The organism is Cellulophaga tyrosinoxydans (assembly GCF_900176415.1).
Taxonomy (GTDB): Bacteria; Bacteroidota; Bacteroidia; order Flavobacteriales; family Flavobacteriaceae; genus Cellulophaga; species Cellulophaga tyrosinoxydans.
Map to the genome: position 1 here is coordinate 720,751 of NZ_FWXO01000001.1, position 20,180 is coordinate 740,930.

A 20,180-nucleotide genomic window follows, 5' to 3' on the forward strand; every position below is an offset into this window, starting at 1 on the left:
TTATTTTATCATTCCTTTATCCTTGAACCGATCTCGTGCAGATTTCTTAGGCGCATTTTCAGGCTCAGGAGTTTTTATGCTTGCTTTTTCATCCGTTTCAGTAGCAGCTTTGTCTGAGCCCTCTGTAAAATCTTCTATAATATCTTTCCCTTTTTGAAATACCTTATCTAGGTTTTCTTTTTTGGTTTTATCTTCTGCAAATAGCACAGCAGATGCGATATAAGATCCTATTAATGTGCCCACAATCGCAGAAGCAAAATATTGAATATAAAAGGCGTTAAACGGAGTAACAAAACTTACAATAGCTCCAAACAATACAAATACTACAGTAACCCAAACCAAGCGAATTAAAAATGGTTGCAGGTGAATAAAACCCTTTTTATTTTCTGGTTTCATCTGCAGTTTTTTGGAATTGGAAATTTTATTTACCAATCGGTATATTTTATTGTCTTTGGACTCTCGCCAATACCAAAGAATACCAAATAGAATAGCAGCTACGAATACAATTATTTCTAAAGTCATAAGGCGTATTTTTTATTATTTTCTAATATTTGTTTAATAACCCATTCTTTATACGAGTCATCCCATTTAGCATATAAGGTATAAAATAGTGCCTTATCATACCAATATAAATGCACTGGATCTTTGGGCATAATCTTCACTAACAATTTCCAAATTAAGTCTTTTTGTTCTTGTTCTAAAGATGAATGTGGTTCATGCAAAAGCTTAATGTAATCCGTATCTACAAAATCGTTCAACTTTACATTTTTGTCAATTATCAATTTTTGAAAGTATAATTCCACTCCCGAAATTTTCTTTTGCACATCAATAGGAAGTTCATTTAAATACTTTTGGAATAAAAAGTGACTATCTAAAATTTCATGTAATGGATGCGCAGCTTTTTTAGCAAATTCTGCAAAAATATGCTTCTTGATGCGGTCATACCTTGGTGATTTCATAGCGCTTTTAAAATCATCTTCTAATACAAGGTGACTCACCAATGTTTGCATTAATTCATCATGTTCTTTATGAAACAAAAGCACATCGTGAGCAGTATCTTGAATAGCATTTTTAAAGACTTTTTGATCTTCAAAAATGAGCATGTCTTTCATGGAATCTTTCAACACAAAAACACCACCAAAAGCTCTTGTATAAAATGATCCCACTTGTAAAGTAATAGGATCTAGTTTTAATTTTCTTCCTCGTAAATCGCCATAGCGTTTGGCTGAATTTAATAGTTGCTGATGCACATCGCGATCTATAAAATTATTATTACGATTAAATAAATTTATAAACGCCTCTTGCTCCATTTGTTTTTCATCCAAATGGTGCAAAAGTGTAAATGTTACTTCTATTTTAGCATACCTAAGCAAATCAAAAGGCTCAAAAAAAGCATCGATATTCTGATCCATGTTGAGCACCAAAGCAGAATCTTTGGTTATGTCTCGAATTTCACGGTGGTATGCGGTAAAAACAGCCCTCATAACATCAACATCAAAACTATGCGAAGGCATGTGCACAGGTTTATCTTTCTGTTCTGGAGAAATTACAATAGCATTAACATTAGCCTCTCCAGTATTTAAATAATAATTTTCCCCTTTTTCAACTGCAATTTCAGGACTCCAGCCCATGCCATCCACGGCAAAGGTTTTTAGTTTAGTAGGCGTAACACCAAGCAAAGCTAAACATTCATTATAGCGACTAGCCAATGAACCAGATAACTGTACTAATGCTCCACCAAATAATCCTGCAGCTCTAAGTTTCTCCATTATTTTCTTTCAGCATCAAATAATTTATTGGCAGCCAATTGCACATTTAAATCATGTACTCTGCCTTCTACTTTTCGTTTAAAATCGGTATCCGCTATGGTGGCCACATTATCTAAATACCGAACGGTTTCTTGTCGTCTAATATCCGAGAAATTAAGACCTTTCATGTTTTGCTTCATCAATTCCTTTAACATTGAAAATTTAGTATCGTAGTCTTTTTTAAAGTATAAAGCAGGATCTGAGAACCATTCTTCAGGTAAATCAAAATCGGTTAAGCGCAATGATATGGCACTTTGAATATTTCGAATATCTCTAGACGAAAAGAAAGGAAATGATTTTTGTACTCTTTGGTATAATTCTGCAAAAAACAAGTGTTGATCAGTACCAAATTTAGCCTCTGTTTCTTCGTATATTTCTACTATTTTGGCCTCAATAGGTTCGTCGGATTGATTCAATATTTCTCCTAAATTTTTCGCCAATCCTTGTTCGCTTAAATAAGTGTAATTTTCAGGATTCTTCATGTTTACAAAATTGGGCATCGTTTTTTCAAACTTGCTCCACCATAAATAATCTTGATCTATAAAATCTGGAATTGTACGAGCACCATCTATTTTAAAACGGCCTTGTACACGTGAAATAACTGCTTTATCTAACATCTCTGGCAAATTGGTAAACAATCCAATTGAGCTATTGCCGTAGTTTATGGCATAAGCGCCTTCGGTATATCTTAGAAAAACACCAATTACTTCTTTTACTCCCGCGGAAACTCCTTGCGTAGTACGTTCTTGTAAATTGTTTTCAGCATCATCAATAGGTGCGAAAATTAATTTAGACGAGTCCTGCAAAGGCTTCATCCATTGTACCATTTTCTCCGCGGAACCTCCTTGAAACGTTGAAATCAGCGTATCTGGCATTGGATGAAACAAAAACGGAATATCAAGTGCGTCGCAATGTTCTTTTAATTTTGTAGCAATTGCTGCAATCAGCATACTTTTTCCTGTCCCTGGAATTCCGTAGCCCATAAAAACTGGCATAAATCCGCCTAATTCTTGAAAAGGATTCTTTTTTGCAACAAAATCATAACTCAGCATACGTTCTGTAAGTCGTTTTGCAAAATGCTTTGCATCGCGATTACCTACAATTTCTTCAAAGCGAATTTTATTAAACTCTACACTTTTAGCTGTGCCTTCCAACACGTTTTCCCAACCAGAAACGGCAAACTCACTTTTTTCTAGCTTATAGGTACGGTCTGTTATAGTTTCGGTGTATTCAAAAGAACTTAATCGCAATTGAATTTCTGCAATAATTGCCTCGAAAAAGACCACTGTAAAATTTAGCACCTCAGCATCTGAAGTAATTATTTCTGGATGATTTAAATACTTATCCAAGTAAAAAAGCATGCAAGATATTCCCTTAATTGGCGTCATTACTGATAGCTCAGGAATACCAGCAAACTTATTTTTCATGACGCTTAAATCGTCTGAAGCCAAAGGTTTAAGCTCAAATAGAATACGATACGCTATTCCATGAAGCATATATGCCGTTGCCGTTTGCAATTTGGAATCATATTCTCTCCGCTGCTGTGCGTCTAAAGTGGATTTTCTTTCGTTTAAACTCGATAATCCAGACGCATCAAAATAATTATCCTTTAACCAAATACCTATGGTTAAACCTTCTTGCAAGGCATATAGCGAATGGTTTAGGTTTAAAGGTATTGCTACAGAATCAATCAATAATCGCTTTTTTAAAGCAAGTATGGATTTAGAAACTGAAACAACCTCATTGGCAGTGTTTCCGTTAGCTTTAGAGAGATAGAGTAAAATAGATTCATCTTTCTGATTCTTATCTCTACTTTTAGCTTTACCGCCTTGCTCCCACTGCACCCCTTTTAAATATGAAGTGGCTTCATTACGAAGGGCATCTAATTCGGCTAGTTTTATAGGAAATGTACTGTTGTGTTCCATTAATTTAATTTTAAACTTCGGATCTCAATAGGATCTTGAGTTAATGAATTTATTGTCTCTGGGATGTTGTCGTAAAGTGACTGCATTACCCTATGCGAGCAAAACAAATATTTCTTTTGTGGTTTTGCCTCCCAAACTTGTAACTGCTGTTTATTGAAAAAGCTACCTTCGGTAAAAGCCCCCGTAGAAATTGCTTCATCTACACGAACCGAGATCGCATAAGCAGATAAATCGAATGTTTTTTCTACAATCCCCTTAAGAATTATATGGGTAATAGCAATTTCATCTTTAGCAAAAACACTGTGCAAAGGCCCAAGATCAAATTTTCTAATTTTTTTAGGATGTAAATGCTCTAGCTTTTTATCTATAGCATACGCCATCATATCTATTGGCATATCGCGGTCAGCAGTGTTTTCAAGCACTTTATAAATCTCCGATTTATAGTCTTCTAGTTTTTCTTTATACAAATCAAAATACATAAAGCAAATAAAAGGCCTATTGGTTGTTACGTCATAAAATGACCAACTCACCATGTATTGTGCTCCGAATTCATTGCCTTTAGCTGCTAAGATTTTACCCTGAACAAAACGCCTAAAAATATACTGTTGGTCCACCGAAGTATAATACACCAAACTTGCCGCTTGATGCAATTTATGTTCTGCTATAGGCTGCTTATCTTTTAGGAGTGTTTCTAAAAACTCGGCTTTTACCGATTCTAGTTTAGGCAACTTATTAATATGCTCTTGCTTTAATTCTAAATCGTTAAATAGATACCTAAACTCCAAATAATTCGGAAACCCAGATTCTGTTAAATCAATTCGCATTTTTTCATCAGCATCAAACAAATACTTTACCCGAAATGCTTCAAGCGAATAGGTTAATAAGCCCCCATATTGCATAACGAAACTCGCCTCTACCGGAGTACATATTTTTTCATTAGCAATTTTTTCAACTAGTTCATTAAAGGCATGTGTTACAATTTTAAAATAGACTTGATACTGTTCATTAGTTTCCAGAACAGCGCTATCTAAAGGTGTAACTATTTGATTTATTGACATATTTAAAGCCCCCAAACCCCCAATGGAGCTTACTATTATGGGTGTATAATTTATTATTTCTTTTCAAATTCTTTACTATTCCCCCTTTGGGGGCTAGAGGCTTTTAGCTTAGCAAATCGTCTTCGGCAGCTTTTGGCTTTAGTGCTTGGGGTGCATCGGCACCAGCATCTTTCGTAGGCGCATTCCCATCCGTAGCATAATATTCTTCAAAAATCTCTTTCATATCAATACCATAGCGGTTAGCGAAATCCTTTTGAATATCGGCATCTTTAACCCTGATTTCTTGAAGTGCTTCAGCATAGCTAGAATATACCCCTTGCATTACTTTTTCATGCACAGGAATATTATCCATCATCTCTTGACGTGCTTTAGCACTTGCAGTATGCATAGATGCCAATGTCTGACCTATATGCTCATCTGTCTTAACTCCTAAATGCTCTAAAATTGCAGCAAACTCCTGATCTGTTCTCGCCTTTAATGCCACAACATAACCATCGTAATATTTTAAACGTTCATCGGTATCACTTTTTAATTTAGCACGATGTGTTTGTAGGTTACTACGTAAAGACGTTAATACTTTAATTGTTAAATTGTGTTTATGCACAAAACTATCTTTACTTGCAGCTAAAGTGGTATAGGCATTCTTCAAGCCTTCTAATTCTTCCACTTTTTGCTCAATAGTTGTTACTTTACCAATTGCCTCTGAATATTCTGTAGATTGCTTATCAGATATTTCTTCAAGGCTTTGTCTAGCTTGCTTTAAAAGCGAGTATTGTTCCTCTAATTTGTCTTCAGTTTCTTTTTTCTTTTCTAAAGCTTTCGTGTGGTTTTTACTAGCTTCTACAATGGCAACTTGCAATTTATCTTCAACCTCTTTAATCTCAACTTCGCGATTTTTTAAACGCCCAACCGCAGCCTGACTTTTATAGGAAAGTTCGTTCAATAATGTTTGCACATCGGCCGACTCTATTCGCTCCTGGAACATTGCTTTCGCTTTCATATCGGCTCCATCTCTGGTTTTTTGAGCAGCTACCAATTCTTCTTCTCTTTTGCGAATTTTTGCTTTTCGCCCCCATAAGTTATTCCACCAGTTATCCTTTACATTTTCAGCACTCTCTAACTCAACCTTAGCGCGTTCCAATGCCTTTTGAGCAGAATCTATTACTTTTTGCTCCGCAGCATTTAGTGTCGAGAATTTTTCAAAAATAATACCTACTTCATCCTGATAGTCCGTAAGATCTTTAATAGCATCTAAAAGCGATTTTCTATCTTTTTCAGCCATGCCCACAACATCATCTAGTGTGGCATTTAATATTTTTTGACGCACTTCAGGATCATCTTCCTGTGCAAGTTTGGACTTCATTTGGTCCACAGCTTTTCCCCAATTTACATCTACTTTTTCGGGTTTTGAGGTGGATTCGGTTTCTAAAAGGTCAAAATCATCAGCCATAATATTGGTTGTGTTTAAAGGATTATTAATTGGTATCAATTTCGGTAAAAAAAACGAGTTTGAAAAAACAACTTTCAAAAGGTTTTAACTATTGGTAGTAGAAAAAATATTTTTGTTACGTTTAGTCGATAAAAAAATTAATAATACTATACTTACAACTTCTTCTTATAACCTAACTTTTAGCACTTATAGTGGGATATTCCCTATTTTTACAACTAGCTATTTAGATTCATGAAAAAAAGACATTTTTTATCATTTGTAGTACTACTTATTTTTAGTACTACTGCTATATCTCAAAATGTAATCTGTTCTACTCAAGACAAAGAAGCTTTTGAAGCTAAAATAAAACAGATTTCTAAGTTCGAGAAAAAAGGTATGGGTGAAACTATGGTTGCCATTGGCAAAACTTTTTTAGGCACACCCTATGTGGCGAAGACTTTGGAAATAGGCGAAACAGAATCGCTTGTTGTTAACCTTCATGAACTTGATTGCACCACTTTTGTGGAGAATGTTTTAGCATTTACATTAGTAAAACAAAGTGATTCTACTTCTTTTAATCAATTTACAAAGACTCTTGAAACCATTCGGTATAAAAATGGTGTTCTGAACGGATATCCATCACGTTTACATTATTTTACGGAGTGGATATCAAACAATCAGTTTAAGGGTATTATAACCGATATTACCGCAGCTATTGGCGGAAAAGTTATCTCAAAAGAAATAAACTTTATGAGTACGCATCGTGATTTATATCCTTTTTTAAAAGATAACGATGCCAATCTTGAAAAGATAAAAGAATCGGAAAACTATTTAAATAGTCAAGAATTTTGCCTTCTGCCACAAAACGAAATTGCAGCCAATGAGCATTTAATACAATCGGGTGATATTATTGCGCTAACTACTTCTATAAAAGGATTAGATATTACTCACACAGGCATTGCAACCCGAGAAAAAGATGGTCGAATTCATTTATTACACGCCTCTACTTCTGGCGAAGTAAAAGTTTCTGAAGAACCATTAGTGGATTACTTAAAGGGAGTAAAAAATAATACGGGCATTATGGTAGCGAGGGTACAATAAAGCACCCTCTAGCTTCTACAAAGAAGTGGGCTCTTACTATCTCTAAGTGTTCACTTCCACATTTCGGGATTTTAGCGTTTTAAACACCACGCTATACCACCCAACAAATGTTGTCTAAATTTTGGATTGTCATAGGACGCTAAAGTGTGCCCTAATCCCGTATAAAATGCTCGTCCACCATCAAATTCATGATACCAAGCAATTGGGTGATTATCTCCATTTTTGCCTCCTTCATAACTTGTTTCATCCAAAGACATTAAAACATTTAAATCGGGGTTTATATTTTTAAAATTATACCACTCATCAAAATGCATCCAAGTGTCTTCTAAATGTGCAGTCGCAGGATTGTTTTTGTCAACAACCATTATTTTTGCTTCTTGCTGTTTTGGATGATTTAAAAAATAGGCTCCAACCAATTTACCATACCATGGCCATTCATATTCCGTATCCGTGGCAGCATGTACACCCATAAAACTTCCTCCATTATTAATGTAAGATTTAAAAGCATTTTGTTGCTCTTCGCCCAAAACATCTTGCGTAGTACTTAAAAACAATACTAATTGGTATTTTTTAAGATTCGCTGCATTAAATTGCAATGAATCTTCGGTTTGGGTAATTTCAAAATTATTCTCCAAGCCTAATTCTTTCAACGTTTCTACCCCTTTTTCAATTGCTTCATGACGATAGCCAGCAGTTTTTGTAAAAACTAGAATTTGCGGTTTAAGAGCTGCTAATTTCTTTTGAGAAGTTTTTAACGGCTCCGGATAATGTAAATCAACCTGCTGATTAATTTTTGAACTTCCACAAGAGCCAAACAATATAATCGTGAGCACTACCAAGATACTTTTAAAAATAATTTTCATAGGGTGTTTTCTTTATTAAGAGCTAAATTTCGGTATTTCTTTTAAATAAGACTATAAACAACGTCTTAAAATATACTAATAATGTGTTATCCGGCTAAAGCCATTAAATACTTCTTAGGAGTTGTTCCATATTTTTTCTTGAATGCGGAAATAAAATGACTCGCAGTACTGTACCCTACTTTAAGTCCTACTTCGTTTACATTATGATGGCCACTTTCCAACATTTTACGCGCAAATTCCATTTTATAATCAAACAAAAAACTAAATACCGAATCCCCATAAATTTGTTTAAAGCCTTCTTTTAGCTTTTTTAAGGGCAAGCTAATTTCTTCCGACAATTCTGCTAACGTTGGCGGTTCAGCCATACGATTAATGATGATTTCTTTTGCCTTGCGAATTTTACGAATATTATCTTCATCTACCAAAAACGGACATTGCTCTATATCCGAATCGCTGCTCTTATTAAAATAAAGTGCTGTGAGTTCATATACCTTTCCTTTAATATACAATTCTTTAATAGATGGGTGTAGATTGTAATTCATAATCTGACTCAGAATTACAGCTATTGCAGGGCTAAATGCTTCTTGGTTGTAATATTTCTTCTCTTTATTGTCCTTACTTAAAAACGGAATATAATCGGCTTCGTTAGAGAATAATGAATGAAATTTCTGAATAGTCATTACAATAGATACAAGCCACGAATTTGCATTTAGCTCTAAATTTAAAGGCAAATCTACCTGAGTATTGTACAATAAAAGAGAATTTTCCTCCGTAACATCCAAAGCATAACGCCCATCATTAAATATAAATTTAGCACTTCCTTTTAAGCAAAAATGAAACTGAATATAAGAGCTATCTATCTCTCTTGTAACTTTTTGCACATGACTATCATCATTCTGAATTTTTAACACAAAAATGCCTTGATCTATTAAAACTTCTTCAAATGAACCTTTAGCGGTATTTTTTTGTTCCATATTTTTACTTTTCTTCAATCGCTTTATTTAGAAAGGTTCTAAATAAAAACGATTTAAAACCCCATCATTGCTATAAAATTACTACAATTCAGCGTAATACTATCCAAATACAATTAAAAAAACTTGCAACGATACTAATTGTTCCGCTAGCGTTATTTTTATACAATAGATGCACTTACTTTTGTGCGCAATTGTTTCAATTTTTCATGAAAGATTACCATATTTCAAAACATAGCTCTTTTTACACCATTGGCCTTAATTACAAAAAGGCAGATGCAGAAATACGAGGTAAATTTAGTTTGGATGAAAAGGCCATTGACAATTTGCTTATTGAGGCAAAAGCTCAAGGTATTGATGGACTTTTGGTTACTGCCACTTGTAACAGAACAGAATTATACGGTTTTGCGCAACATCCTTTTCAACTTATAAAATTATTATGTGATAACACCATTGGAACTGTTGAGGAATTTCAAGAAGTGGCCTATGTGTATAAAAATAACGATGCCATAAGCCATCTTTTTAAAGTTGGTACTGGTTTAGACAGTCAAATATTAGGCGATTTTGAAATTATAAGTCAAATTCGCCAAAGTTTTAACCGTTCTAAAAAATTCGATATTGCGAATCCGTTTATAGAGCGCTTATGCAACTCGGTTATCCAAGCAAGTAAGCGTATTAAAAACGATACAGAAATTTCATCCGGTGCAACATCCGTTGCTTTTGCCTCGGTACAGTATATTTTTAAAAATGTTCCTGATATTTCTGATAAAAATATTCTCCTGTTTGGTACTGGAAAAATAGGTCGTAACACTTGTGAAAATTTGTTGAAGCACACACAAAATTCACACATCACACTTATAAACCGTACAAAAGACAAGGCGGAAAAAATAGCGGGAAAATTTAATTTAATCGTTAAAGATTACGGCGATTTACAAACAGAAATTAGAAATACCGATGTGTTAATTGTGGCCACTGGCGCAAAAACACCAACAGTTACTAAAGAGCTTATTTACTCTAAAAAACCGTTGCTAATTCTAGATTTATCTATTCCTAAAAATGTTTCTGACGATGTTACAGATTTACCGAATGTAACTCTTGTACACTTAGATCACCTTTCTCAAATTACTGATGAAACTCTGGAAAAGAGAAAACAGTTTATTCCTGATGCAGAAGCCATTATTGAGCAAATAAAAGACGAATTTATCCAATGGTTAGAAACCAGAAAATTTGCTCCTGTTATTAAGGCTTTAAAAAAGAAGTTAAAAACGATGAAAGATGAAGAACTGGACTTTCAAAGTAAAAAACTGCGTGATTTTAATGCAATACAGGCAGATATTATTTCTGAACGCATAATTCAAAAAATAACCAAACAGTTTGCCAATCACCTGAAAGGCGAAGATATTGATGCTGACAACAGTTTATCATTAATCCAAAAAGTGTTTCAATTAGAAGTAGAAACAAAATGAGTAAAGTAATCAGAATTGGAACACGCGATAGTGAATTAGCACTTTGGCAAGCAAACACCGTTAAAAAACAATTAGAAGAACAAGGATACCAAACGGTATTGGTCCCAGTAAAATCTATGGGAGACCTTGTGCTTGATAAACCACTACATGAATTAGGCATTACTGGAGTTTTTACAAAAACTTTAGATGTGGCAATGCTTAAAGGTGAAATTGATATTGCTGTACATTCCATGAAAGATGTACCAACCGTTTTGCCCATGGGTATTGTACAAGCAGCAGTTTTAGAACGCGGAAATTACATGGATATCCTTGCCTTTAAAAACAACGAAGAGTTTTTGGCTCAAAAAGATGCCGTAATTGCCACGGGAAGTCTTAGAAGAAAAGCGCAATGGTTAAATAGATATCCTACACATACTGTTGTAGATTTAAGAGGAAATGTGCAAACTCGCGCTGAGAAATTAGAGAACAACAATTGGAATGGTGCCATTTTTGCCGCTGCAGGTTTAGAACGTGTGGGTTTAGAATTTGAGAACACCATAGGGTTAACATGGATGGTTCCTGCGCCAGCCCAAGGAGCTGTAGTAGTTGTGGCTCTTGAAAATGATGAATTCTCAAGAAAAGCTTGTGCAGAATTAAACCATAAAGAAACAGAAATTTGCACCACTTTAGAACGTAAATTTTTAAACGTTTTGGAAGGTGGTTGCACAGCACCAATAGGCGCTTTGGCAAATATTAAAGATAACAATGTTAGTTTAAAAGGGGTGTTATTAAGTGTTGATGGCAAGAAAAAAATAGAAGTAGAATTTACTTCTAAACTTGGCAAACATGAAAATTTAGCTGAAGCATGTGCAGAACGCATACTAAGTCGTGGTGGTAAGCTTTTAATGGGTGAAATTGCAGGTGCACTGGTAAAACCAAATATATTTTCTACAAAAAAACTTACGCCATCACAACAGGCACTTTTCAATTCGAATATAACGGCTGATTCTGAAGATTTTCTTCAAATAAGTCTTAATCGAATCCCTCGATTGGTTTTAAAATCGCCCATAGAAAACGTAATTATTACGAGTCAAAATGCTGTAGAAGCTATTTTAGCAAGTAGTAATCCCGATGAACTTCAATTTAAAAACATCTACTGCGTGGGTAGAAGAACAAAAAAATTGATTGAAAGTAGAATTGGAAAAGTTACGCATGCTGAAAATAGAGCTAAAAAACTTGCCGATTATTTGGTTGAGTTTATGGATGGTTCAAAAGCTACTTATTTCTGCAGTAACATTCGTTTAGATGAATTACCCGACTTGTTAAAAGAAAATAATATAGAACTCGACGAAATTGAAGCTTATGTAACCAAACAAGCGCCAAAAAAAGTGAGTGATAGTGTTGAGGGTGTGCTTTTTTATAGTCCGTCTAACGTACAAAGTTATATACAAGAAAATACCAGCAATGTGGTTGCCTACTGTATAGGTGACACCACTGCCGACGAAGCCAAAAAACATTTTTCTAAGGTTAAAATTGCAAAAATACCAACCTTGGAGAGTGTAATTGACTTGGTCAACAAGGATTACAAGTAATTTTAGTCACATAATCATGTGGGAAAAAATAAAATTCTCGAACCTAATTCTATTGTTTTTAGACTTAGGTCTTGTTATTTTTTTAATTTATGATTTCGGGTTTAAAGACTACCAAGCGTTAAGACAATATAAATTAATAGTATTGCCTGTACTTGTATTCGCGCTAATTCTATTTAATCTGTACAAATATCTTCTATTTAAGAAGAAACACATTAAAAACCCAAGTCCTAAGATTAACTTATATTATCTATCGCTACTTTTAATTATTGAAATAATTATGATTGCAAGCGACTTTGAAGAGTCGTTTTTAGATAGTTTTTTTAATGTTCGTTATGTTATAGAATACGGACTACTAATCTACTTTTTTATTCGCTTATCGTTTTTAGTTCGTAAAATTTACAGTTACTATTTTAATCCGGCTATTATTTTTGTTGGCAGTTTTGCCATCATCGCGTTAGCCGGTACTTTTCTATTAATGCTTCCTGAATCTACCACCAACGGAATAACCTTTACTGACGCCCTATTTACTGCCACCAGTGCAACATCAGTAACTGGATTAATTGTGGTGGATACTGCCAAAGATTTCACCTCTTTTGGTCAGACCATTATTATGTTTCTGTTTCAATTAGGCGGATTAGGGATGCTAACATTTACTTCATTCTTTGCGTATTTTTTTAAAAGTGGTTCTTCATTTCGTGAGAGTTTGTATATGAAAGATATTATGGGATCTAATGATGAATTAGGTGGTGTAATGAAAAGAGTTATGCAAGTAGTTGCTTTTTCATTATTTATTGAAGGTATTGGCGCCATTCTTATTTACACATCGCTCCCAACGTCTAAAATTGTGCCCGACCAAGGCTTTTTTTCGGTATTCCATGCCATTTCTGCCTATTGCAATGCTGGGTTTTCACTAGAATCTATGGGTTTATATGATGTTAATTTAAGATTCAATTATTATTTGCAATGGATTGTAATGGGTCTTATTATTTTTGGTGGATTAGGATACCACATTGCTTATAATGTAGTGCAGTATTTAAAGCGTTTTGTTACCAATTTATTTAGTGGCTCTAAAAAAATATTTATATCACGTGTCATTTTATTGAATACCAAAATAGTACTGTATACTACATTAATTTTAATAGTTGCAGGTACCTTTTTCTTCCTGTTTTCAGAACAAAAAACCAACCTTATGGAGCACCAAACTTGGTTCGGAAAATTTACAACAGCTCTTTTTTCTTCCGTTACAGCAAGAACAGCCGGGTTTAATACGGTAGATTATGCTCATTTTAGTATTCCTGGTATCTTGTTTATGATTTTTCTAATGTGGATTGGAGCATCGCCAGCATCAACCGGAGGAGGTATAAAAACTACTACCTTTGCCATTGCAACGTTGAACGTGTTTTTTGTAGCAAAAGATCAACCTTATATAGAAATAGGAACAAGAAGAATTGCTGCACAATCGGTTCGTCGTGCATTCGCCATTATGGCAATTTCCTTAGCGAGTATAGGTACAGGTATATTATTTTTATTAATTTTCGATCCCGAATTTTCGTTAATCCAAATTGCTTTTGAGGTTTTTTCAGCATTTAGTACGGTTGGTGTTTCCATGGGCATCACCGCTTCGTTATCAGAAAATAGCAAATATGTGCTAATAATTTTAATGTTTTTAGGTAGAATTGGACTTCTAAATTTAATGATAGGATTGCTAAAAGGTGTAAATCAAGCAGATTATACCTACCCTGAAGAAAATATCGTCATTAACTAAGCTAATAGATCTCCAAATAAAAAAATACAACAATGAAAATAATAATTATTGGCTTAGGTAATTTCGGAATGTCAGCAGCTATTGCACTTTCCAATACAAATCACGAGGTTATAGCGGTAGATATGGATATGGAAAAAATATCGCAAATCAAAGATAAGGTTGCCCATGCCGTTGCCTTTGATGCCAAAAAAGAAGCTGCATATAACTCATTACCACTTAAAAATACCGACTTGGTCATCATTGCTATTGGGGATCGCAATGGAACAGCTATAATGAGCACGGCAATAATAAAAAAATTAACGAACGCTAAAATCATTGCTAGAGCATCTTCATCTATCGAGGATACCATTTTACAAGCCATGGGTGTGGATCAAATTGTTCATCCAGAAAAAGATTACGCCGAACGATTTATCAAAACCATTAACATTAGTGGTAGTATAGATAGTTTAGAAGTTGATGATGATTATTTGGTATCTGAAATTGAAGTGCCAAAAGACGTGGTGGGCAAGACCATACTAGAATCAGAGTTTCGTAAAAAACATCATTTAAATATTATTACAATAATTCGTTTAAAAGAGCACAAAACTTTATTAGGCAAAATTGAAATTAAAAAAGAAGTTCTTGGAATGCCTAAACCAAGTACCGTATTACAAGAAAATGACATTTTAGTTGTTTTTGGTAAAGACAAAAACATAAAATCTGTATTAAAATAATCGCCCATGTTAACCGCAATACACCCTAAACTGCCAATGCGAAATAAACAAGTGACTAAAGACTATTATGTTACGCAATTAGGCTTTTCTGTGCTAGGTTCAGAAGATTTTGAAGATTATTTTATGATTTCTAAAGAGGGAATAGAAATTCATTTTTTTAAGTTTGCCGATTTAAATCCTAAAGAAAATTATGGTCAAATCTATATAAGAACAAATGCTATTGATGAATTATACCAATCGTTCTTAAACAAAAAAGTGAAAATACATCCTAACGGTCCTTTACAGACAAAGCCTTGGGGACAGCGCGAATTTTCGCTTCTAGACCCAGACAATAATTTAATAACCTTCGGGCAATCCATATAAAATAAATAGAAAATAAAAATTCAGCCAAAAAGCTACAAATGATAAAAAACGATTTATTCTTACGCGCATTAAAAGGAGAAACTGTAGAACGCCCACCGGTATGGATGATGCGTCAAGCAGGAAGGTATTTACCTGAATTTATGGAAATCAAAAAAGAATATGATTTCTTTACACGTTGCCAAACTCCAGATTTAGCCTCAGAAATAACAGTACAACCTATTAGAAGATATGGCATGGATGCTGCTATCCTTTTTTCGGATATTCTGGTCATTCCACAAGCAATGAATATTGAGGTACAAATGAAACCCGATTTTGGTCCTTATTTGCCTAATCCTATACGAAATCAGAAAGATGTTGATGCTGTTATTGTTCCTGATGTGAATGTAGCACTGGATTATGTAATGCAAGCAATTAAAGCTACTAAAGAAAAATTAAATGACGAGATTCCGCTTATTGGCTTTGCTGGGTCTCCATGGACTATTCTTTGCTATTGTGTGCAGGGTCAAGGCAGTAAAACTTTTGACAAAGCCAAGGAATTATGTTTTACGCAACCTGTAGTAGCGCATCAATTATTGCAAAAAATTACGGATACTACCATTGCTTATTTAAAAGCAAAAGTAAAAGCAGGTGTTAACGCCGTTCAGGTATTCGATTCTTGGGGAGGTATGCTTTCTCCAACAGATTATACAGAGTTTTCTTGGAAGTATATTCAGCAAATAATAGACGCTCTAAAAGATGAAACTCCTGTTATTGTGTTTGGAAAAGGGTGTTGGTTTGCCTTAGGCGATATGGCAAAATCTGGCGCTTCTGCTTTAGGTGTGGATTGGACCTGCTCTGCAAGAAATGCACGTTATTTAACGGGCGGAAATATAACACTACAAGGTAATTTTGATCCTGCGAGATTATTATCACCTCCACAAGACATAAAACGTATGGTCACCCAAATGATCAACGAGTTTGGAAAAGATAAATATGTGGTAAATTTAGGCCATGGTATTCTGCCAAATGTTCCTGTTGATAATGCTCGAGCATTTATTGATGCCGTGAAAGAATATAAAAGCTAAATAATTTGATTTTTGATCTACAATCACATACCGTTGAAGCTATCCAAGAAAAGGATGCATGGCGTGTATGTGATTTTGTAGTTTCCAATGCAGACCGATTAAAAAGATTTTTTCCTAAAACTTTAGAACTAAACTTAAATCCCACCTTATCAGAAATTTTTGTGACTCAAAAAGTCAGTGAATTTATGACTAGAAAAGAGTTCTTGTTTACGCTAAAAGAAAAAGAGAACAGAACTATAATAGGATTGGTTTATTTAAAAAAAATAGATTGGCAGAAAAAATCTGGTGAACTTGCTTATTGTATTGGTTATCAATATGAAAACAAAGGCATTATTAGTAAAACCGTTCGGTATATTGTGAATTGGGCTTTTAATGATTTAGGTATAAAAAAATTAGAAATTATAGCTCACAAAACCAATTTTCCAAGCGTTGCTGTAGCCGAAAAATGTGGTTTTGCTTGGCAAAAAACACTTTTACAACACTTTACGCCACCTAATGAGCCAACATTAGATATGGAGTTATATGAAAAATACAATGAAAGGAGCTTAAACCCTATTAAGATTAATTAATGTGTTCTTTAGCAAATAACATCTGACCATTAAAATGCAATTAAAAATTACGGATGAAAGATAAATTCTACGCCTACATTCAGCAACTACAAGACACCATTACATCTACATTAGAAGAAGTGGATGTTTCTGCAAAATTTAGAGAAGATATTTGGCAACGCCCTGAAGGCGGTGGAGGCAGAACACGAGTTATAGAAAATGGTGCTGTTTTTGAAAAAGGGGGCGTTAATATTTCTGGAGTACATGGCGCATTACCCGAAAGCATGCAAAACTATTTTGGCGTAAAAGATGCAGATTTTTTTGCTTGTGGCTTAAGCCTTGTGTTGCATCCAAAAAACCCGATGGTGCCTACAGTTCATGCCAATTGGCGCTATTTTGAAATGTATGATAAAGAAGGTACAATAGTAGACCAGTGGTTTGGTGGTGGTCAAGATTTAACGCCTTATTATTTGTTTCAGGAAGATGCCATTCATTTTCATACTACCTGTAAAAAAGCCTGTGACGCTCACCATCCAGAATTTCATAGTACCTATAAGAAAAAATGCGATGAATACTTCTGGAACACGCACCGTGATGAAGCACGTGGTTTAGGCGGACTCTTTTTTGATTACTGCAAAGCCAATGAACAAATGCAAATGCAAGATTGGTATAATTTTGTTACCGAAGTAGGCAATAGTTTTCTAGAGGCTTATGTACCCATTGTTATAAAACGTAAAGATTTGGAATATACTAGCGAACAACGAAAATGGCAAGAAATTCGTCGTGGACGGTATGTAGAATTTAATTTAGTGCACGATAAAGGCACGCTATTCGGACTAAAAACAAATGGTCGAATTGAAAGTATTTTAATGAGTTTGCCACCACATGTACAATGGGTATATGACCATCAACCTGAAAAGGATAGCGATGAAGAAAAACTCTTAAATGTTCTAAAAAACCCTAAAGATTGGGTTTAAAAAAATGCTATTTTTAAAATAAAAAACAAAATATGCTCGATAGTCTATTAGAAGCCTTAAAGTTTTCCCCAAACAATGTGCCTTTAAAATTGCAAGTTGCCAAACTATATTTACAACAAGGCGATTTTGAAAATTGCGAAAAGCATCTTTATGAATGTATTGAATTAGACAATACTAATCATGATGTAAAATACGAGCTAGCCAATTGTTTTTACAAACAAGGAAAAACCTCAGCAGCAGAGGTGGTTTTAGAAGAAATTACTAAAAAAACCAAAAATATTAAGTATTTAGAATTGCTATGTTATTGTCAATTGAATCTTCAGAATACTAATGAAGCCTTAGATACTTATCAAAATATTATAGCAATTGATCCATCGTATAGTAATGAAGATTTTGATCATAAATTAAAACTTCCATCTACTCCTTTTGATGATGACGATGAATTTATTGATGATGATGCTATTTCATTCATGAAAAAACCTAATGTAAGTTTCAAAGACATTGGCGGAATGCATCATGTAAAAAATGAAATTTCATTAAAAATTATAAAGCCCTTAGAGCACAAGGATCTTTACAAAGCTTACGGTAAAAAAATTGGAGGTGGCATATTACTTTATGGCCCTCCGGGATGTGGAAAAACACACTTAGCTAGAGCTACAGCAGGTGAAATCAATGCCAATTTTATTAATGTAGGTATTACTGAAATACTAGACATGTGGATTGGTAGCTCAGAGCGCAACCTTCATGAAATATTCGAAACTGCACGTGAAAATACACCTTGCGTTATTTTTATTGATGAAATTGATGCCCTAGGTGCCAATAGAAACGATATGAATAAAAGTGCTGGTAGAACAGTAATTAATCAGTTTTTAGCGGAATTGGATGGTATTGATGCTGATAATGATGGTATTTTGGTTATTGGTGCTACAAACGCTCCTTGGTATTTAGATCCTGCATTTAGAAGACCAGGAAGGTTCGACCGTATCATCTTTGTTTCTCCTCCAGATGTTGAAGCTAGAGAAGAAATTTTTACTATTCAATTAAAAGATAAACCCATTGAAACAATTGACTATGCTTCATTGGCAAAATCTACAAAAGAATTTTCTGGGGCAGATATAAAAGCGACAATAGATGTTGCCATAGAAAAAAAATTAGAAGATGCTTTTAAAGATGGAATTCCAAGACCTTTATCTACAAAAGACATTCTAAATGCAGCCAAGAAAATGAAATCTAGTACTAAAGAGTGGTTTAGTTCGGCAAAAAATTATGCTTTGTATTCTAATGATGGTGGACTTTATGATGAAATTCTGACCTATCTAAACATCAAAAAATAATGCAATCAATAAACCACGAACGGGCGGTTCAACTCTTTGAATTAGGCCGATATAAAGATGCAATTGCATACTTTCAAAAGGCAATTCCTGAGAATCCGAATGATTGGACTAGTAAGTTTTACCTAGCAATTTGCTACATCAATTTAGAGCAATACGATGATGCTGATGCTATCACGCAAACGCTACTAGAAGAAGAGCCCAACAACCCAGATGTTTTTTATTTAAAAGCAAAAATTTTACTTCAGAAAGATAAATTTAAAGAAGCTCACAAATTTATTGATACTGCTATCTCGATCCATCCGTATGATGCGGATTATTTTGGACTTAAAGCTGGTTTACTGCTTCATGAAAAAAAATATGAGGATGGTTTAGCAAAAGTAAATGAAGGCTTAGCAATAAACCCCAAGAACGCCTACTGTTTAAACTTAAGAGCGCAATTACTTACCAAACTTAATAGAATATCAGAAGCGGATGAAACCGTTGAACATATTTTATATGATAATCCAGAGGATAGTTTTTCTCATGCCAATGTTGGTTGGGTAGAACTTGAAAATGGAAACACTAGAAAAGCGCTGAATCATTTTAAGCAAGCCTTACAATTTGATCCAAATTTTGACTATGCGCGGGAAGGTATGAGTACGGCGATAAAGAGTAAAAATTTTATTTACAAGTGGTATTTAAAATACTCTTTTTGGATGGCAAAACAGTCTTCAAAAAATCAATGGATTTTCGTCATCGGCTTGTATATTGCTTATAGAATAGGAGTTAAAGTTCTAGATGCTGCAGGAATGACCTATTTGGTTATTCCATTAGTTGTTGCCTATTTATTATTTGCACTAGGGGGTTGGATTATGGAGCCGCTATCTAATACCATACTAAATTTTGATTCTTACGGTAAATATTTGTTGGATAAAAAGCAAAAAGCAAGTGGGTACGCCTTTGGTGTTCTTGCGCTATTAGGACTAATTAATATAGCCCTGTTTTATATTTTTAGCATAGACTATTGCCTTACTTTGGCAATAGCCTTTATTTGCGCGCTAATACCTATGCCTAGAGCATTTCTTATGTTTAAGAATAAGGCAAAACTATTTGGAATAAGTTATGGGGCTGCAATGATTTTAGTGGCACTTATTGCGCCATTATTTACTACGCTGCTTACCACTCAAATCATCATATTTTTAATGTTGATTGCTTTTACTTGGATTGGAAATTTTGGAACCTAAT

Annotated in this window: 18 protein-coding genes; 11 read left to right on the forward strand and 7 right to left on the reverse strand. The window is 34.3% G+C overall.

Going from position 1 to position 20,180, the window contains the following annotated elements:
* The 5 genes from B8963_RS03270 to B8963_RS03290 form a co-directional block, all read right to left on the reverse strand.
* The gene (locus B8963_RS03270; RefSeq protein WP_084059965.1) at nt 1–522 is read right to left on the reverse strand and encodes a hypothetical protein; all 522 of its coding nucleotides are present in this window, start codon (nt 520–522) and stop codon (nt 1–3) included.
* Complete coding sequence (locus tag B8963_RS03275; protein ID WP_084059966.1) at nt 519–1,769, reverse strand: DUF6638 family protein; 1,251 nt, start codon at nt 1,767–1,769, stop codon at nt 519–521. Before B8963_RS03275 ends, B8963_RS03270 begins: the two co-directional genes overlap by 4 nt.
* Nucleotides 1,769–3,733, reverse strand: coding sequence for an AAA family ATPase (locus tag B8963_RS03280; protein WP_084059967.1), 1,965 nt, complete (start codon nt 3,731–3,733; stop codon nt 1,769–1,771). The genes B8963_RS03275 and B8963_RS03280 overlap by 1 nt, the downstream gene beginning before the upstream one ends.
* Complete coding sequence (locus B8963_RS03285) at nt 3,733–4,791, reverse strand: hypothetical protein (RefSeq protein WP_084059968.1); 1,059 nt, start codon at nt 4,789–4,791, stop codon at nt 3,733–3,735. Before B8963_RS03285 ends, B8963_RS03280 begins: the two co-directional genes overlap by 1 nt.
* A 103-nt stretch (nt 4,792–4,894) precedes the next feature.
* Entirely contained in the window at nt 4,895–6,241 is a 1,347-nt protein-coding gene (locus B8963_RS03290) for a coiled-coil domain-containing protein (RefSeq protein ID WP_084060706.1), read from the reverse strand.
* Nucleotides 6,242–6,472: 231 nt separating this feature from the next.
* Here B8963_RS03290 and B8963_RS03295 point away from each other — a divergent pair, with 231 nt between their 5' ends.
* On the forward strand, nt 6,473–7,321 hold the full coding sequence (locus B8963_RS03295; protein ID WP_084059969.1) for an N-acetylmuramoyl-L-alanine amidase-like domain-containing protein: 849 nt from the start codon (nt 6,473–6,475) through the stop codon (nt 7,319–7,321).
* Between the two features lie 71 nt (nt 7,322–7,392).
* Here the strand turns inward: B8963_RS03295 and B8963_RS03300 are convergent, their stop codons facing one another.
* Both B8963_RS03300 and B8963_RS03305 read right to left on the reverse strand, forming a co-directional pair.
* The gene (locus tag B8963_RS03300) at nt 7,393–8,184 is read right to left on the reverse strand and encodes a ThuA domain-containing protein (RefSeq protein WP_084059970.1); all 792 of its coding nucleotides are present in this window, start codon (nt 8,182–8,184) and stop codon (nt 7,393–7,395) included.
* Between the two features lie 86 nt (nt 8,185–8,270).
* On the reverse strand, nt 8,271–9,158 hold the full coding sequence (locus B8963_RS03305; protein ID WP_084060707.1) for a helix-turn-helix transcriptional regulator: 888 nt from the start codon (nt 9,156–9,158) through the stop codon (nt 8,271–8,273).
* A 206-nt stretch (nt 9,159–9,364) separates the two neighbouring features.
* Between B8963_RS03305 and hemA the strand changes: the two genes are divergently transcribed.
* From hemA to B8963_RS03355, 10 genes are read left to right on the forward strand one after another with little or no spacing between them, the layout of a single operon-like run.
* A complete protein-coding gene (gene hemA / locus B8963_RS03310) occupies nt 9,365–10,621 on the forward strand; it encodes a glutamyl-tRNA reductase (protein ID WP_084059971.1) in 1,257 nt (418 codons plus the stop codon).
* On the forward strand, nt 10,618–12,192 hold the full coding sequence (hemC, locus tag B8963_RS03315) for a hydroxymethylbilane synthase (RefSeq protein WP_084059972.1): 1,575 nt from the start codon (nt 10,618–10,620) through the stop codon (nt 12,190–12,192). The genes hemA and hemC overlap by 4 nt, the downstream gene beginning before the upstream one ends.
* A gap of 16 nt (nt 12,193–12,208) precedes the next feature.
* Nucleotides 12,209–13,957: a TrkH family potassium uptake protein gene (locus B8963_RS03320; RefSeq protein WP_084059973.1), complete on the forward strand. Its 1,749-nt coding sequence runs from the start codon at nt 12,209–12,211 to the stop codon at nt 13,955–13,957.
* Between the two features lie 32 nt (nt 13,958–13,989).
* Nucleotides 13,990–14,670, forward strand: a complete 681-nt coding sequence (locus B8963_RS03325) for a potassium channel family protein (protein ID WP_084059974.1) — start codon at nt 13,990–13,992, stop codon at nt 14,668–14,670.
* Nucleotides 14,671–14,676: 6 nt separating this feature from the next.
* Entirely contained in the window at nt 14,677–15,033 is a 357-nt protein-coding gene (locus B8963_RS03330) for a bleomycin resistance protein (protein WP_084059975.1), read from the forward strand.
* A gap of 38 nt (nt 15,034–15,071) precedes the next feature.
* Nucleotides 15,072–16,097 (forward strand): uroporphyrinogen decarboxylase, encoded by a 1,026-nt coding sequence (hemE, locus tag B8963_RS03335; protein WP_084059976.1) that lies wholly within the window; start codon nt 15,072–15,074, stop codon nt 16,095–16,097.
* A gap of 5 nt (nt 16,098–16,102) precedes the next feature.
* Entirely contained in the window at nt 16,103–16,666 is a 564-nt protein-coding gene (locus B8963_RS03340; protein WP_234989603.1) for a GNAT family N-acetyltransferase, read from the forward strand.
* A 53-nt stretch (nt 16,667–16,719) separates the two neighbouring features.
* Complete coding sequence (gene hemF / locus B8963_RS03345) at nt 16,720–17,622, forward strand: oxygen-dependent coproporphyrinogen oxidase (RefSeq protein ID WP_084059977.1); 903 nt, start codon at nt 16,720–16,722, stop codon at nt 17,620–17,622.
* Nucleotides 17,623–17,654: 32 nt separating this feature from the next.
* Nucleotides 17,655–18,956: an ATP-binding protein gene (locus B8963_RS03350; protein ID WP_084059978.1), complete on the forward strand. Its 1,302-nt coding sequence runs from the start codon at nt 17,655–17,657 to the stop codon at nt 18,954–18,956.
* Complete coding sequence (locus tag B8963_RS03355) at nt 18,956–20,179, forward strand: tetratricopeptide repeat protein (protein WP_084059979.1); 1,224 nt, start codon at nt 18,956–18,958, stop codon at nt 20,177–20,179. The genes B8963_RS03350 and B8963_RS03355 overlap by 1 nt, the downstream gene beginning before the upstream one ends.
* Nucleotide 20,180: the final 1 nt, after the last annotated feature.